The sequence below is a fragment of the Pseudomonas sp. L13 genome (assembly GCF_009935965.1).
Classification (GTDB): domain Bacteria; phylum Pseudomonadota; class Gammaproteobacteria; order Pseudomonadales; family Pseudomonadaceae; genus Aquipseudomonas; species Aquipseudomonas lactis.
On sequence record NZ_QODJ01000037.1, the window covers coordinates 20,329 to 36,793 of the forward strand.

A 16,465-nucleotide genomic window follows, 5' to 3' on the forward strand; every position below is an offset into this window, starting at 1 on the left:
CTAACGTGTTAGCTCTGTTCGTCCCGTCAGGTCCGTAGCCGTGCGGACCATAAGGAGTCATGTAATGTCATCCCTTGATAGCCTGAGAACCCTTAAGACACTGCACATAGACAGCAAAACCTACCACTACTTCAGCCTGCCCGAAGCCGCCAAGAGCCTGGGTGACCTGGATAAGCTGCCGATGTCCCTCAAGGTGCTGCTGGAAAACCTGCTGCGCTGGGAAGACGCCAAGACCGTCACCGGCACCGACCTCAAGGCCATCGCCGCCTGGCTCAAGGCGCGCCAGTCTGACCGCGAGATCCAGTATCGCCCCGCCCGCGTGCTGATGCAGGACTTTACCGGCGTACCCGCCGTGGTCGACCTGGCCGCCATGCGCGCCGCCGTGGCCAAGGCCGGCGGCGACCCGCAGCGCATCAACCCGCTGTCACCGGTGGACCTGGTGATTGACCACTCGGTGATGGTCGACAAGTTCGGCAGCACCAGCGCTTTTGAGCAGAACGTCGATATCGAAATGCAGCGCAACGGCGAACGCTACGCCTTCCTGCGCTGGGGCCAGAGCGCCTTCGACAACTTCAGTGTGGTACCGCCGGGCACCGGCATCTGCCACCAGGTCAACCTCGAATACCTGGGCCGCACCGTGTGGACCAAAGAGGAGGACGGCCGCACCTACGCCTTCCCCGACACCCTGGTCGGCACCGACTCCCACACCACCATGATCAACGGCCTCGGCGTACTCGGCTGGGGCGTGGGCGGGATCGAAGCCGAGGCGGCGATGCTCGGCCAGCCGGTGTCGATGCTGATCCCGGAAGTGATCGGCTTCAAGCTCACCGGAAAGCTCAAGGAAGGCATCACCGCCACCGACCTGGTGCTGACCGTGACGCAAATGCTGCGCAAGAAAGGCGTGGTGGGCAAGTTCGTCGAGTTCTACGGCGACGGCCTGGCCGATTTGCCCCTGGCCGACCGCGCTACCATCGCCAACATGGCACCGGAATATGGCGCAACCTGTGGCTTTTTCCCGGTGGATGAGGTGACCCTGGACTACCTGCGCCTGTCCGGCCGCCCGGCTGAGACGGTCAAGCTGGTGGAAGCCTATACCAAGGCCCAGGGCCTGTGGCGCAATGCCGGCCAGGAGCCAATCTTCACCGACACCCTGGCCCTGGACATGGGCACTGTCGAGGCCAGCCTTGCCGGGCCAAAACGCCCACAGGACCGGGTCGCCCTGCCGAATGTAGGCCAAGCGTTCAGCGATTTTCTCGACCTGCAATTCAAGCCCACCAGCAAAGAAGAAGGCCGCCTGGAAAGCGAAGGCGGAGGCGGCGTTGCCGTGGGCAATGCGGACCTGGTCGGCGAGGCCGATTATGAATACGAAGGCAACACCTATCGCCTGAAAAACGGCGCGGTGGTGATCGCCGCGATTACCTCCTGCACCAACACCTCCAACCCCAGCGTGATGATGGCGGCCGGGCTGGTGGCGAAAAAAGCCGTGGAAAAAGGTTTGACCCGCAAGCCCTGGGTGAAAAGCTCCCTGGCGCCGGGCTCCAAAGTGGTCACCGACTACTACAAGGCTGCAGGCCTCACCCAATATCTGGACAAGCTCGGCTTCGACCTGGTGGGCTACGGCTGCACCACCTGCATCGGCAACTCCGGGCCTCTGCCCGAGCCGATCGAAAAAGCCATCCAGAAGGCCGACCTTACCGTGGCCTCGGTGCTGTCCGGTAACCGTAACTTCGAAGGCCGAGTGCACCCACTGGTGAAAACCAACTGGCTGGCCTCGCCGCCCCTGGTCGTCGCTTACGCGTTGGCCGGCACCGTGCGCATCGACATCAGCAGCGAGCCGCTGGGCAATGACCAGCAGGGCAATCCGGTCTACCTGAAGGACATCTGGCCCAGCAGCCAGGAAATCGCCGAGGCAGTGGCCCAGGTCAGCACCAGCATGTTCCACAAGGAATATGCCGAAGTGTTTGCCGGCGACGAGCAGTGGCAGGCCATTGAAGTGCCGCAGGCAGCCACCTATGTGTGGCAGCAGGATTCCACCTACATCCAGCACCCGCCGTTCTTCGACGACATTGCCGGCCCACTGCCGGTGATCGAGGACGTCAAGGGCGCCAACGTGCTGGCCCTGCTGGGGGATTCGGTAACCACCGACCACATCTCCCCTGCCGGCAATATCAAGGCCGACAGCCCGGCCGGGCGCTACCTGCGCGAACAGGGCGTGGAGCCGCGTGACTTCAACTCCTACGGCTCACGCCGGGGCAACCATGAAGTGATGATGCGCGGCACCTTCGCCAATATCCGTATCCGCAATGAAATGCTCGGCGGCGAAGAAGGCGGTAACACGCTGTATATCCCCACTGGCGAGAAAATGGCGATCTACGATGCCGCCATGCAGTACCAGGCCTCGGGCACACCGCTGGTGGTGATCGCCGGCCAGGAATACGGCACCGGCTCCAGCCGCGACTGGGCGGCCAAGGGCACCAACCTGCTGGGCGTCAAGGCGGTGATCGCCGAGAGCTTCGAGCGTATCCACCGCTCCAACCTGGTGGGCATGGGCGTGTTGCCGTTGCAGTTCAAGCTGGATCAGAACCGCAAGACACTCAAGCTCACCGGCAAGGAGAAGATCGATATCCTCGGGCTGACCGATGCGGAGATCGAGCCGCGGATGAACCTGACGTTGGTGATCACTCGGGAGGATGGCAGCAGCGAGAAGGTTGAGGTGCTGTGCCGGATTGATACCTTGAATGAAGTGGAGTACTTCAAGGCCGGTGGGATTCTGCACTATGTGCTGCGCCAGTTGATCGCGTCCTAAAGGACAGCCTCAAGCTACAAGCTTTGAGCTGCAAGTAAGTTGCCAGCTTGTAGCTTGTAGCTTGTAGCCTGTCTCTAGAAACTGCTTTTACCCGAACAGCCACTTCCACAGCAGTACCAAGACGACTACCGCCAGCACCGGCCGCGCAATGCGGTAGGCCTTGGGATGCTTGCGTTTCCACTGTTTGACCTGGCCGCTGAACTTGTCGCTGAAGGTCTTGCTCCAGGCGTACGCCTGGTTGATGCCGCCTACGCGCTCGTCATCGAGGTTCTGCGGTGCGGTCGCGCGGCCCAGTTGCTTGCTGACCCAGCGGTTGATGCGGGTCATCACGCGGTTGCTCAATGGGCGCTCAATGTCGCAGAACAGGATCACACGGGTCTGTTCGGTCTCGTTTTTCACCCAGTGCACGTAGGTCTCGTCGAACATCACGTCTTCACCGTCGCGCCAGGCGTAGACCTGGCCGTCGACGAAGATACGGCAGTCGTCGGAGTTCGGCGTGGCAAGCCCCAGGTGATAACGCAGGGAACCGGCGAACGGGTCGCGATGCGGGTTGAGGTGGCTGCCGCCCGGCAACAGCGCGAACATCGCGCCCTTGACGTTAGGGATGCTGCTCACCAACGCCACGGTCTTGGGGCACAGCGCCTCGGCCGATGGCAGCGGTTTGTCGTACCACTTGAGGTAGAAACGCTTCCAGCCCTTCTTGAAGAACGAACCGAAGCCGGCGTCGTTGTTCTTTTCGGCGGCGCGGATGTAGCCCTCGTCGAACAGGTGCATGGCCTCTTCGCGGATCACTTCCCAGTTGTCCTTGAGCACATCCAGCTCCGGGAACTTGCTGCGGTCCAGGTAGGGCTTGGACGGCACCGCGGAAAACAGGTACATCAGGGCGTTATATGGGGCGAACAGCGCCGAATGGTTGACGAACTGACGCAACATCGGCAAACGGGCCTTGCCACGCAGGTGCACATACAGCGTGCTGCCGATGAACAGCAGCAACACCGACAGTTTGGCGGCCAAAGAAAAGGTCATGCAGCAACTCCTGGAAATAAGCGCCTGGCCAGCAAATTTCCGTCAATGGGAAACCAGACGTAACAGCCGGCCATGATAAACACTTGAGCCATTATGCAGAAGGCCCAGGAAAACAGACTGACCTGTATCAACACCCCGCAACCTCTGTAAGAGCGAGCTTGCTCGCGAAGAACCTCAACGATAACGAGGGTTTACTGATACAACGTGGCGTTCTCAAGTTTTTCGCGGGCGAGCTCGCTCCTACAGTCGATTCAGGCCTGGTTTTCCTGTTCGGTAAACAAATCGCTGAACAACATGCTCGACAGGTAGCGCTCACCGGAGTCCGGCAAGATCACCACGATGGTCTTGCCCTGCATTTCCGGCTTCTCGGCCAGGCGCACGGCCACGGCCATGGCGGCGCCACAGGAGATCCCGCACAAAATACCCTCTTCCAGCATCAAACGCCGGGCCATGACCTTGGATTCTTCATCGGTCGCCAGCTCGACGCGGTCGACCATCGACAGGTCGAGGTTTTTCGGCACGAAACCGGCGCCGATCCCCTGGATCTTGTGCGGGCTGGGCTTGATCTCTTCACCCGCCAAGGCCAGGGTGATCACCGGGGAAACCATGGGCTCCACGGCCACCGACATAATCGGCTTGCCCGCCGTGTTCTTGATATAGCGCGACACCCCAGTGATGGTGCCGCCGGTACCCACGCCCGCCACCAGCACGTCCACGGCGCCATCGGTGTCGTTCCAGATTTCCGGGCCAGTGGTTTTCTCGTGAATCGCAGGGTTTGCCGGGTTGTCGAACTGGGCCGGCATAAAGTAGGTGGCCGGGTCGCTGGCGACGATCTCGGCGGCCTTGTCGATAGCGCCCTTCATGCCCCTGGCCGGCTCGGTCAGCACCAGTTCGGCGCCCAGAGCCTTGAGCACTTTACGGCGCTCAAGGCTCATGGACGACGGCATGGTCAGCAGCAGTTTGTAGCCACGGGCAGCGGCGACAAAGGCAAGGCCGATACCGGTGTTGCCCGAAGTGGGCTCGACAATGGTCATGCCCGGCTTGAGCTTGCCGCTGCTTTCCGCATCCCAGACCATGCTGGCGCCAATGCGGCACTTCACCGAATAACTCGGGTTGCGCCCTTCGATCTTGGCCAGGATCGTCACGCCACGCGGTGCGATGCGGTTGATCTGGACCAGAGGCGTGTTACCGATGGAGTGCGCGTTGTCTGCAAAGATGCGGCTCATGGCGGTTCCTATTGTCGAGGCGTTGGGAAAGGCCCCAAGGGTATGCCTCGTGCTCCCGAGCGTCCAGACGGAGGAACGTTGCGCCAATCAGAACAGTCAATCTCCTACAAGCAAGGAGAACTGCCCTATGAAACGTCGCTACAGTTGGCCGTTAGGGACAATCGCCGCTCTGGTGCTGGTCCTGATTGCCGTGCACATCGCGCTGCCCTACCTGGTGCGCAACTACCTGAACGATAAACTCGCCAACATGGGCGATTACCGCGGCGAGATTGCCGATGTGGACCTGGCGCTATGGCGCGGCGCCTACCGGATCAATGGCCTGCAAATCGTCAAGGTGGACGGCAAAGTTCCGGTACCGTTCGTCAAGGCGCCGCTGATCGAGTTCGCGGTGAGCTGGCATTCGCTGTGGTACGACCACGCCGTCGTGGCCGAGGGGCATTTTGTGCGCCCGCAGATCAACTTCGTCGACGGGGGCGCCAACAAGCAGGCGTCTCAGACCGGTAAAGGCACCGATTGGCAGGAACAACTGCGCAAACTGTTGCCGATCACTCTCAACGAAGTGCGCATCGAAGACGGCGAGATCGCCTTCCATAACTTCAGCTCCAAGCCCCAGGTGAATATCAACGCCACTGGCGTCAACGCCAGCTTCTATAACCTGACCAATGTGGTGGATGTCAAAGGCAAGCGCGACGCGCGTTTTGAAGGCAAGGCACTGCTGCAAGGCCAGGCGCCCCTGGAGGCCAACGCCACCTTTGATCCGCTGAGCGATTTCGAAGAGTTCGAATTCCGCTTCCGCGCCCGCGACCTGCAACTCAAGCGCATGAATGACTTTGCATCGGCCTATGGCAAGTTCGATTTCAAGGCCGGCACGGGTGACGTGGTGATCGAAGCCCAGGCTGAAAAGGGCCGGCTCACCGGCTACATCAAGCCGCTATTGCGGGATGTGGAGGTGTTCGACTGGCAACAAGACGTTGAAAACCAGGACAAGAATATCTTCCGCTCGATCTGGGAAGCCGTGGTGGGCGCCAGCGAAACCGTGCTGAAAAACCAGCGTAAAAACCAGTTCGCCACCCGTGTGGAGCTGAGCGGTAGCGTGCATCAGCAAAATGTCAGTGCGTTTGGGGCAGTGATCGCGATTCTGCGTAATGGGTTTATCCAGGCGTTTAATGCCCGTTATGAACAACCCAAACCCAGCGCTGATTAACCCTGTGGGAGCTGGCTTGCCTGCGATGGCGGTGGGTCAGCCAACTCATCTGTCACTGATACACCGCCATCGCAGGCAAGCCAGCTCACACAATTCCTGTATGGGCCAGGGTCGATGTGACCCGCCATTCAGAGACTGAATGCCCCGTCTGCGTTCACAGTCGCCGGGGCTGCGCGGTATAGTCAGGCCATTGATGAATTCGAGGAATGACCGATGAAGTTCGAAGGCACCCAGGCCTATGTGGCTACCGATGACCTGAAACTGGCCGTCAACGCCGCCATCACCCTGGAGCGGCCGCTGCTGGTCAAGGGCGAACCGGGCACCGGCAAGACCATGCTTGCCGAGCAACTGGCCGAATCCTTCGGTGCCAAGTTGATCACCTGGCACATCAAGTCCACCACCAAGGCGCACCAGGGCCTGTACGAGTACGACGCGGTCAGCCGCCTGCGTGACTCGCAACTGGGCGTGGACAAAGTGCACGACGTGCGCAATTACCTGAAGAAGGGCAAGCTGTGGGAAGCCTTCGAGTCCGAAGAGCGGGTGATCCTGCTGATCGATGAAATCGACAAGGCCGACATCGAGTTCCCCAACGACCTGCTGCAAGAACTCGACAAGATGGAGTTCTACGTCTACGAAATCGACGAGACCATCAAGGCCAAGAAACGCCCGATCATCATCATTACCTCCAACAACGAGAAAGAGCTGCCGGACGCGTTCCTGCGCCGCTGCTTCTTCCACTACATCGCCTTCCCCGACCGCACCACCCTGCAAAAGATCGTGGATGTGCACTACCCCGACATCAAGAAAGACCTGGTCAGCGAAGCGCTGGACGTGTTCTTCGATGTGCGCAAGGTGCCGGGCCTGAAGAAAAAACCTTCCACCTCCGAACTGGTCGACTGGCTCAAGCTGCTGATGGCCGACAATATTGGCGAAGCGGTGCTGCGCGAGCGCGACCCGACCAAGGCCATCCCTCCCCTGGCCGGCGCTTTGGTTAAGAACGAGCAAGACGTGCAGTTGCTGGAGCGTCTGGCGTTCATGAGCCGTCGCGGTAATCGCTGATGCTGCTCAACCTGTTCAACGAAATGCGTGCCGCCAAGGTACCGGTGTCGGTGCGCGAGCTGCTCGACCTGATCAACGCGCTGAAACAGCGCGTGACCTTCGCCGACATGGACGAGTTTTATTATTTGGCCCGGGCGATCCTGGTCAAGGACGAGCGGCATTTCGACAAGTTCGACCGGGCCTTCGGCGCCTATTTCAACGGCCTGGAAAAGCTCGACGACCACCTGCAGGCACTGATCCCCGAAGAATGGCTGCGCAAGGAGTTCGAACGTTCCTTGAGCGATGAAGAACGCGCGCAGATCCAGTCCCTGGGTGGCCTCGACAAGCTCATCGAGGAATTCAAGAAACGCCTGGAAGAACAGAAAGAACGCCACGCCGGTGGCAACAAGTGGATCGGCACCGGCGGCACCAGCCCGTTTGGTTCTGGCGGCTACAACCCCGAAGGCATTCGCGTGGGTGACGCTGGCAAACGCCAGGGCAAGGCGGTGAAAGTCTGGGACCAGCGCGAGTACAAGAACCTCGACGACCAGGTGGAACTGGGCACGCGCAACATCAAAATCGCCCTGCGCCGCCTGCGCAAGTTTGCCCGCCAAGGCGCGGCCGAAGAGCTGGATATCGACGGCACCATTGACCACACCGCCCGCGATGCCGGCTTGCTGAATATCCAGATGCGCCCCGAGCGGCGTAACACCATCAAGCTGTTGCTACTGTTCGATATCGGCGGCTCGATGGATGCCCACGTGAAGATCTGCGAAGAGCTGTTCTCCGCGTGCAAAACCGAGTTCAAGCACCTGGAGTATTTTTACTTCCACAACTTCGTGTACGAGTCAGTGTGGAAGAACAACCAGCGCCGCACTTCCGAACGCACCTCCACCCAAGACCTGCTGCACAAGTACGGCGCCGACTACAAAGTGATCTTCATCGGCGATGCGGCCATGGCGCCCTATGAAATCACCCAGGCCGGCGGCAGCGTCGAGCACTGGAACGAGGAGCCGGGGTATGTGTGGATGCAGCGCTTCATGGCCAAGTACAAGAAGCTGATCTGGATTAACCCCTACCCGAAAGATACTTGGGGCTATACGGCGTCGACGGGGATTGTGCAGGAGTTGGTGGAGGATCAGATGTATCCGCTGACGCTGCGCGGGTTGGAAGAGGGTATGCGCTTTCTCTCCAAATAACACCACCGCCTTACTGTAGGAGCGAGCTTGCTCGCGAAAAACCTGAGACCGCCGCGTACATCTGGATGCCCGCGTTATCGTTGACGTTTTTCGCGAGCAAGCTCGCTCCTACAAGGGTCGGCTAAAGCGCTGCAAAAACTTGATGTGCTGCCGATGCGCAGCCTCCTGCACCACCGGTGCCAACCGCACCTTCTCCCCCGGCAAACACTGCGCCAGCCGCGCCAAGGATAAAGGCGTCAACGCGCCCAACCGCGGATAACCGCCAATGGTCTGCCGGTCATTGAGCAACACAATCGGCTGCCCATCCGGTGGCACCTGGATCGCGCCCAATGGAATCCCTTCGGAAATCAACGACGGCCCCTGGTACTGCAACGGCGTGCCCAGCAAGCGCATGCCCATGCGGTCGGCACGGCTGTCCAGGGCCCATTCGCTGTTGAAGGCGTCGAACAGACTCTGCCCGCTGAACTGGCCTATCTGCGCGCCGATGATCACGTCCAGTGATGCACCGGATTGCACATTCGGCTCGGCCAGCACCTTCATTGCGCCGCCCGTACCGGAATAAGCCAACCGCCCGCCTTCGGCCAAGACCTTGCCGAAGCCGTCCACCCCGCCCAACGCCTCGCGCACCACCGTGGCACAACTGCCCAGTACAGCCTGCGCATCAAAGCCACCGGGCGCGGCCAGATAAGCGCGTGCCCCGTTGAACGGCTGGGTGAAGCGCAGGCGCTGGCCCTTTTGCAGAACAAAACTGCGACCGGGGCTTATCGCACGTTCATCGACATAGGCGCCCAGATCCGCACCGGCCAAGGCCAGCAGGCAATAATCCTCAGCCTGCAGGGTAAAGCCGCCGAGGGTGATTTCCACCACGGGCGCATCCAGGGCATTGTCCAGCAGCCAGTTGGCCCAGGACATCGACACCCAATCCAGCGCGCCGCCCTGGGTCACGCCCAGATGACGCACGCCGAATCGCCCGGCGTCCTGCAACAGGCACAGCGGCGTGCTGGCCTCGATGATCAAGCGGCTCATGCCTGCGCCTCCAGCGGCGTGTCATCGCCACCCAGGTTGATGAATTGCGCGTGGCTGACCGCTTCGAAGCGCACCGTGTCGCCGGGCTGCATCAGGCTGTAGCCGTCGCGCTCACGGTCGAACAGTTTGGCCGGGGTGCGGCCGATCAGGTTCCAGCCGCCTGGGGACACCACCGGGTACGCGGCGGTTTGCCGTTCGGCGATACCGACGCTGCCGGCGGCCACGCGTTTGCGCGGCGTGTTCAGGCGCGGCGTGGCAAGTATCTCGTCCACCAGCCCCATAAAGGCAAACCCCGGGGCAAAACCAAGAGCAAACACTTGATATTCGTGGGCGCTGTGGCGGCGGATCACCTCCTCCACGGCCAGCCCGCTACGCTGGGACAGCAAGGTCAGTTCCGGGCCGACACTCAGGTCGTACCACACCGGCAGCACATGGCACTGGCCACTGCCCTGCGCCTGGGGTTGCAGATCGGTGAGGGCCTGGTCGATCAGCGCCCGGGCCTGGGCCGGGGTCAGCGCCGTGAGATCGTAATGCACCATCAAGGTGGTGTAGGACGGCACCAGGTCCACCAAGGCCGGGCCAAAACCGTTGCGCAGGCGCTCGGTAGCCGCGAGCATCCACGGCATGTTGGCTTCGGCGATCACGTCAAACAGGCGCACCATCAGACAGTCGATCGCCACCACTTCAATGCGTGGGTTCATGCTGTTTTCAACGCTTCGCGGATACGTTGCACGGCGGCGACCGAACTGGCGTTGTCGCCATGCACACACAGGGTATTGGCCTGTAGCACCAATGGGATGCCGTCGCTGGCAATCAGCGATTCGCCACGGGAAAGGGTCAGGGCCTGCTGCACGATGGTGTCGGCATCGTGGTGCACCGCGCCAGGCAACTGGCGGGACACCAAGTGGCCGTTACTGTCATAGGCACGGTCGGCAAAGGCTTCGAACCACAGGGTCACGCCGTATTCGTCGCCCAAGGCTTGGGCCGCGCGGTTGTCGCGGGTGGCCAGCAGCATCAGCGGCAGGTCGCCGTAAGCGGCCACGGCCTGGATCACCGCACGCAATTGCGCCGGGTTGGCCATCATGTCGTTGTACATCGCGCCATGGGGTTTCACATAGCTGACGCGCCCGCCTTGGGCGCGGCAAATGCCGTCCAGCGCGCCGATCTGGTAGTGCAACAGGTCCTGGATTTCCTGCGGCGTGTAGTTCATGGAGCGCCGGCCGAAGCCTTGCAGGTCCTGGTAGGCCGGGTGGGCGCCCACTTGCACGCCGTGCTTGAACGCCAGGCTGACGGTCTTGCGCATGATGCTCGGGTCGCCGGCATGAAAACCGCACGCCACGTTGGCGCAATCAATGAACGGCATGACTTCCGCGTCCAGACCCATGGTCCAGTTGCCAAAGCTTTCGCCGATGTCGCAGTTCAGTAGCAGGCGGCTCACGGTGGTCGCTCCTGTAGGCTTTGTTTTCTTGTAGTGTGGGATTTTTTACGCAGAACTCGCAACTTGTCCTGACACCCCGACGACGCTTATCGTGGAATAGCTCGATTTTTGGCGCTTGCCCGGTGCGACGTCCAACTAATAAAAACCGATCCATGCATAAGAAAAAGTTGATCCCATGAATTTGAAGTTCCTCGAAACCTTCGTCTGGGTGGCCAAGCTCAAGAGCTTCCGGCTCACGGCCGAGAAGCTGTTCACCACCCAGGCCTCGATCTCCAGCCGCATCGCGGTGCTGGAAAGTGAGTTGGGGGTGAAGCTGTTCCTGCGTGATTCGCGTGGCGTGAGCCTGACCCCGGAAGGCTTGAAAGTGCTCGACTATGCCGAGCAGATGATGGTGACCATGCAGGGCCTGAAACAGTCCCTGGAGACCACCAGCAGCAAGGTCGGGCGCATTCGGATCGGCGCGATGGACACGGTGATCCACACCTGGCTCAGCCCGCTGGTTGCTGAGTTGATGAAGCTGTACCCGCTGGTAGAGATCGAGCTGATCGCCGATACGGCGCTGAACCTCAGCGATCAGCTGCAAAAAGGCTTCCTCGACCTGATCCTGCAAACCGACCTGCTGCGCCTGGAAACCGTGCGCAGCCTGGAACTGGCCAGCCACCCCATGGCCTGGATCGTGGCCAGCCAGTCGATCTACAACCGCGACTACGCGTCCCTCGCCGAACTGGCCCAGGAACGCATCATCACTTACTCGAAGAACTCCCACCCGCACCAGGACGTATTGAGTTTGATGCAGGCCAATGGTGTGGCCGCACCGCGCATGAACTGTGTGAACTCGGTGTCGGCGATCACCCGGTTGCTGCGCGATGGCTTCGGCATTGGCGCGCTGCCACCAGTGCTGGTCAGCGAAGAACTGGAGCGGGGAGAATTGGTGATGTTGCCCATGGCCCAGCGCCTGCCGAACTTGCAGGTGGTGGTGTCGTGGCGCGTGGGGGTGGAGTTGGTGGAGGAGATTGTCGGGTTATGCCAGAAGGTGGTGGCGCGCTATGCCGAGGAAGTCGGTGCAGAACGCATGCACCTGAATAAAACCGATTAACACTGTGGGAGCTGGCTTGCCTGCGATAGCGATGGGTCAGCCTGCACATCTGTGACTGAACCACCGCTATCGCAGGCAAGCCAGCTCCCACATTGGACCGAGTCGGCCCTGGGTTAGAGGCCCTTCAAGTCCCGCTCTTCGATGGGCCGGCTCTGGCGCAAGCGCCGGCCGCCCAATACCACCCAATCGATCAAGCGATACAGGCATTCAATGCCGAATGACAACAACATCGCCCCGCCCAGGCCCCAGCCCATGGCTTCGGGGGTCAGCAGAATCTGGTAGCTGTAGCCATTCCAGGTCTCCAGACGGATATCCGGGTCGGCGGCCACCGCCACTTGCAGGGCGCGGATGTACCACGGGCCTTGCATGGCCTGGAACTGCTTGTCCAACTCGAGTTGGCGATCGAGCATGGCGCCCAGGCTGCTGGCGTCGCTCTGGAATACCGGGTCATCGCTGGCGCGGTAATGCGCCACCAAGGCTTGCATATCACCGTTGAAGAACTGCTGCGCCGTGGACTCGAAACCGCGCAAGCCGGTCTGGGCCTCGATCAGGTGGGCCTCGACGCGCTTGGCGTAGTCATTGATAAACCCCGGCACCTGCACGCCGACCAACAAGCCAACGGCAAACAATACCAACCGCAGATAGCTCAGCAACATGCTCGATTCCTTACTCGGTAACGCCCTGGCTGACACATTCACCGCGTCGCCACAGGCTCCATTGGCCCGGTTCGTAGCGGGTCCAGTTTTCGTTGTCGGTCAAGGGTTCGGTGGCGATCACCGTTACCACATCATTGGGGGTGGTTTCGGCCTGAAAATCGACGATCACGTCGACATCTTTCAAGCGCGCCGGGCCAAAAGGCGCACGCCGGGTGATCTGTGCCAGCTTGGTCGAGCAATAGCAGAACAGCCAGTCGCCGTCGCTGAGCAGGCAGTTGAACACGCCTTTGCTGCGGTATTCGGCGCAGGCGGCGATCAGGTCGGGTAGCACTTGTTCGATGTCCACCGGCTCGGGGAAGGCTTCGCGCACGCGGTTGAGCAGGTCGCAGAACGCCGCTTCGCTGTCGGTATCGCCCACCGGGCGGTAGAAGGTGGCGCGGGGGTTGAAGTCCGCCAACTGGCCGTTGTGGGCAAAGCACCAGTTACGCCCCCACAGCTCGCGCACGAACGGATGGGTATTGGCCAGGCTGACCTTGCCCACATTGGCCTGGCGGATATGGCCGATCACCACTTCGCTCTTGATGGGGTAACGCTGCACCAGCAACGCGACTTCCGACTCGCTGCTGGCGGCCGGGTCCTGGAACAGGCGCAGGCCACGGCCTTCATAAAAGGCAATGCCCCAACCGTCGCGGTGCGGGCCAGTACGCCCACCGCGCTGCATCAGCCCGGTAAAGCTGAACACGATATCGGTGGGGACGTTGGCACTCATGCCCAATAATTCACACATGCCAGGGCTCTCGCTGCAGGGCAGACAACGTTAAAGGCGCGGTTCGACCCGCATACCACCGGCAGGCGCCGGGCGACGGAACGGTTCGTCGTCTTCCGGCTCGGCGGTCAAGGCCGCATCCGCAGCCGCCTTGCGCTCACGGCGAGCGTTGGCGGCGCGCTCGATGGGCCAGCGGATCAGCACGAACACGATGTACAGGGCAAACGCGATCATCGTGTACATGAACAGGTCGGAAATGGCGCGCCAGGCGTTGTTGCCGACCTTGAGCACCAGGTCCAGGGCGGTAATGGCCACGGCCGGCGCAAACTGGGTCTTGACCGGGTCGACAATGGTCGGGCTGAGCAGCAACACCGCCATCAGCAATTGCAGGGGCTCGCGCAGCCAGCGCCAGATCCAGCGGGTCATGCGCCACCACACCAACAGGCAGCCCAAAGCGGCGAAGGCGTAAAGGCCCCAAGCGGTCAGATAGTCGTTCTCGGTCATGGTGTCCATGGCAAGGTTGGCAAACAGGCGGCTATGATAACGGCTTTTGCGTGTCGCGGCTGCAATGCCTGCCACCGTCTGCCAGATAGGGAATTATTCATGCCTATTTCCACCGCACCGATTGCCCGCAAGGCCCCAGGCCCAGACCCGTACGCCTGGCTGCAAGAACGCGACAACCCTGAGGTGCTCGATTACCTCAAGGCCGAAAACGCCTGGCAGGAAGCGCAACTCGCCGACCAGCAAGCGTTACGCGAGACCCTGTTCGACGAGATCAAGGGCCGCATTCTGGAAACCGACCTGTCCCTCCCCTCCCCTTGGGGCCCGTATCTGTATTACACCCGCACCACCGCCGGCGACGAATACGCCCGCCATTACCGCTGCCGCCGCCCGGCCGATGACAGCAACCAGGTGGACACCAGCAGTGAAGAGCTGTTGCTGGACCCGAACGTGCTGGCCAATGGCGGCTTTTTCTCCCTGGGCGCGTTCAGCATCAGCCCCGATCACCAACGCCTGGCCTACAGCCTGGACACCAGCGGCGAAGAGATCTACACCCTGTTCGTGAAGGAATTGGCGACCGACAAGGTCAGCGAACTGGCGTTCGACAACTGCGATGGCAGCATGACCTGGGCCAATGACAGCCTGACGCTGTTTTTCGGTGAGCTGGATGACACCCATCGCCCGCACAAACTGTATCGCTATCGCCTGGACGGCACCGCAGCGCAGGAAGTCTTCCACGAGCCCGACGGCCGTTTCTTCCTGCATTGCTACCGCTCAAGCTCCGAACGCCAACTGTTGCTGGCCCTGGGCAGCAAGACCACCAGCGAAGTCTGGGCGCTGGACGCCGAGCAACCGCACCTGGCCTTCACCTGTCTGGCGCCACGGGTCGAAGACCACGAATACGACGTCGACCACGGCAAGCGCAATGGCGAGTGGACCTGGTTTATCCGCAGCAACCGCGACGGCATCAACCATGCGCTGTACGTGGCCGCCGACACCGGCACGCCGCCCACCGAAGCCGACTGGCAGAACCTGATCCCCCACAGCGACGAGGTCATGCTTGACGGCGTGAGCCTGAACGCCAACGCCATGACCTTGAGCCTGCGCATTGGTGGCCTGCCGGTCATCGAAGTGCACCCTGAGAACGTGCCGGCCTATCGGGTGCAATTGCCTGACGCCGCCTACAGCCTCTACGTGCAGAACAGCCTGGAGTTTCCCAGCGACAAGATCCGCCTGCGCTATGAAGCCTTGAACCGTCCGGCCCAAGTGCGCCAGCTCGACCTGGCGACAGGCACGCAGGTCGTGCTCAAGGAAACCCCAGTGCTGGGCGTCTTCAACGCCGATGATTACGTCAGCCAACGCCTGTGGGCCACGTCCGCCGACGGCACCCAGGTGCCCATCAGCCTGGTGGTCAAGCGTGACCAGCTCGGCAAGCCGACGCCGCTGTACCTGTATGGCTACGGGGCCTACGGCTCAAGCCTGGATCCGTGGTTCTCCCATGCGCGCCTGAGTTTGCTCGACCGTGGCGTGGCGTTTGCCATCGCCCATGTGCGCGGCGGCGGTGAGCTAGGTGAGGCCTGGTATCGCAACGGCAAGCAGGAACACAAGCAGAACACCTTCAGCGACTTTATCGCCTGCGCCGAGCATTTGATCACCCAGGGCCTGACCACCTCCCAGCAACTGGCGATCAGCGGCGGCAGTGCCGGCGGCCTGTTGATCGGCGCGGTGCTCAACCAGCGCCCGGAATTGTTCCAGGCGGCGATTGCCGAAGTGCCGTTCGTCGATGTGCTCAATACCATGCTCGACCCGGAACTGCCGCTGACCATCACCGAGTACGACGAATGGGGCAACCCCGAGGACCCCGAGGTGTATACGCGCATCAAGGCCTACGCCCCGTACGAGAACGTCAGCGCCCAGGCTTACCCGGCCACGCTGGTGATCGCCGGCTATAACGACAGCCGCGTGCAGTACTGGGAAGCCGCCAAGTGGGTGGCCAGGCTGCGCGATACCAAGACGGACGACAACCTGCTGCTGCTCAAGACCGAACTGGGCGCCGGCCATGGCGGCATGAGCGGGCGCTATCAGGGGCTACGTGACGTCGCCCTCGAATATGCCTTTGTGTTCAAGGCCCTCGGCCTGGTCTAGCCGCCTGGCGTCTTTGGCTTGCTGTCGTTTTGCTGCAGGCCAGGGACCGTCTGGTCCTTGGGCGGTGCCGGCAGCACGATGGGCGCCAGCGGTGGCGAGCCATTATGGGTCTTGGGCGCAACGGGCGGCGTGACTTGCGGGTACAACGTGGGCGTTGGCGTGCCCGGCGCGCCTGGGGTTGGCGTGGGCGCGACCGGTACGGTTTGTAACTCCTGAGCCTGCGCATTACCCAATGCGAGCGCGCTCAACACAATGACCGTTAGAATGCTGCACTTCATCGATGGCTCCATGGCCTGACCGGAATGCCCTAAGGCTACTCCCAACCGCGCAAGAATGCC

15 protein-coding genes are annotated in these 16,465 nt (G+C 61.5%); 6 read left to right on the forward strand and 9 right to left on the reverse strand.

Features of this window, described 5'->3' with window-relative positions:
* Window positions 1–64 precede the first annotated feature (64 nt).
* The gene (acnA, locus tag DK871_RS18325) at window positions 65–2,806 is read left to right on the forward strand and encodes an aconitate hydratase AcnA (protein ID WP_161906193.1); all 2,742 of its coding nucleotides are present in this window, start codon (window positions 65–67) and stop codon (window positions 2,804–2,806) included.
* Window positions 2,807–2,893: 87 nt separating this feature from the next.
* On the opposite strand, the gene DK871_RS18330 is transcribed toward acnA, so the two are convergent.
* On the reverse strand, window positions 2,894–3,832 hold the full coding sequence (locus DK871_RS18330) for an aspartyl/asparaginyl beta-hydroxylase domain-containing protein (protein ID WP_003189633.1): 939 nt from the start codon (window positions 3,830–3,832) through the stop codon (window positions 2,894–2,896).
* Window positions 3,833–4,083: 251 nt separating this feature from the next.
* On the reverse strand, window positions 4,084–5,058 hold the full coding sequence (cysK, locus tag DK871_RS18335) for a cysteine synthase A (RefSeq protein ID WP_161906194.1): 975 nt from the start codon (window positions 5,056–5,058) through the stop codon (window positions 4,084–4,086).
* Between the two features lie 127 nt (window positions 5,059–5,185).
* Between cysK and DK871_RS18340 the strand changes: the two genes are divergently transcribed.
* From DK871_RS18340 to DK871_RS18350, 3 genes are all read left to right on the forward strand, one after another.
* Entirely contained in the window at window positions 5,186–6,262 is a 1,077-nt protein-coding gene (locus tag DK871_RS18340; protein WP_161906195.1) for a DUF748 domain-containing protein, read from the forward strand.
* Window positions 6,263–6,475: 213 nt separating this feature from the next.
* Window positions 6,476–7,321: a MoxR family ATPase gene (locus DK871_RS18345; RefSeq protein WP_003210690.1), complete on the forward strand. Its 846-nt coding sequence runs from the start codon at window positions 6,476–6,478 to the stop codon at window positions 7,319–7,321.
* The gene (locus DK871_RS18350) at window positions 7,321–8,499 is read left to right on the forward strand and encodes a VWA domain-containing protein (RefSeq protein ID WP_161906196.1); all 1,179 of its coding nucleotides are present in this window, start codon (window positions 7,321–7,323) and stop codon (window positions 8,497–8,499) included. Before DK871_RS18345 ends, DK871_RS18350 begins: the two co-directional genes overlap by 1 nt.
* A gap of 108 nt (window positions 8,500–8,607) precedes the next feature.
* Here the strand turns inward: DK871_RS18350 and DK871_RS18355 are convergent, their stop codons facing one another.
* From DK871_RS18355 to DK871_RS18365, 3 genes are read right to left on the reverse strand one after another with little or no spacing between them, the layout of a single operon-like run.
* Window positions 8,608–9,525 (reverse strand): biotin-dependent carboxyltransferase family protein, encoded by a 918-nt coding sequence (locus DK871_RS18355; protein WP_161906197.1) that lies wholly within the window; start codon window positions 9,523–9,525, stop codon window positions 8,608–8,610.
* Window positions 9,522–10,226, reverse strand: coding sequence for a 5-oxoprolinase subunit PxpB (pxpB, locus tag DK871_RS18360; RefSeq protein WP_161906198.1), 705 nt, complete (start codon window positions 10,224–10,226; stop codon window positions 9,522–9,524). Before pxpB ends, DK871_RS18355 begins: the two co-directional genes overlap by 4 nt.
* Window positions 10,223–10,963, reverse strand: coding sequence for a 5-oxoprolinase subunit PxpA (locus DK871_RS18365; RefSeq protein WP_161906199.1), 741 nt, complete (start codon window positions 10,961–10,963; stop codon window positions 10,223–10,225). Before DK871_RS18365 ends, pxpB begins: the two co-directional genes overlap by 4 nt.
* Window positions 10,964–11,138: 175 nt before the next feature.
* On the opposite strand from DK871_RS18365, the gene DK871_RS18370 reads away from it, so the two are divergent.
* Window positions 11,139–12,059, forward strand: coding sequence for a LysR family transcriptional regulator (locus DK871_RS18370; RefSeq protein WP_161906200.1), 921 nt, complete (start codon window positions 11,139–11,141; stop codon window positions 12,057–12,059).
* 113 nt (window positions 12,060–12,172) lie between these two features.
* Here the strand turns inward: DK871_RS18370 and DK871_RS18375 are convergent, their stop codons facing one another.
* Genes DK871_RS18375 through DK871_RS18385 form a run of 3 tightly spaced genes read right to left on the reverse strand, consistent with a single transcriptional unit; the run spans window position 12,173 to window position 14,060 of the window.
* Window positions 12,173–12,715: a DUF2937 family protein gene (locus DK871_RS18375; RefSeq protein WP_003189617.1), complete on the reverse strand. Its 543-nt coding sequence runs from the start codon at window positions 12,713–12,715 to the stop codon at window positions 12,173–12,175.
* A 10-nt stretch (window positions 12,716–12,725) separates the two neighbouring features.
* Window positions 12,726–13,502 carry a class II glutamine amidotransferase gene (locus tag DK871_RS18380; protein ID WP_003189615.1) on the reverse strand — a complete coding sequence of 259 codons (777 nt, stop codon included), beginning with the start codon at window positions 13,500–13,502 and terminating at the stop codon, window positions 12,726–12,728.
* Between the two features lie 30 nt (window positions 13,503–13,532).
* Entirely contained in the window at window positions 13,533–14,060 is a 528-nt protein-coding gene (locus tag DK871_RS18385) for an MFS transporter (RefSeq protein ID WP_161906201.1), read from the reverse strand.
* Window positions 14,061–14,084: 24 nt separating this feature from the next.
* Here DK871_RS18385 and DK871_RS18390 point away from each other — a divergent pair, with 24 nt between their 5' ends.
* Window positions 14,085–16,127, forward strand: a complete 2,043-nt coding sequence (locus DK871_RS18390) for a S9 family peptidase (RefSeq protein ID WP_161906202.1) — start codon at window positions 14,085–14,087, stop codon at window positions 16,125–16,127.
* Here the strand turns inward: DK871_RS18390 and DK871_RS18395 are convergent.
* Window positions 16,124–16,405 (reverse strand): hypothetical protein, encoded by a 282-nt coding sequence (locus tag DK871_RS18395; protein WP_161906203.1) that lies wholly within the window; start codon window positions 16,403–16,405, stop codon window positions 16,124–16,126. The genes DK871_RS18390 and DK871_RS18395 overlap by 4 nt on opposite strands.
* Between the last annotated feature and the right edge of the window lie 60 nt (window positions 16,406–16,465).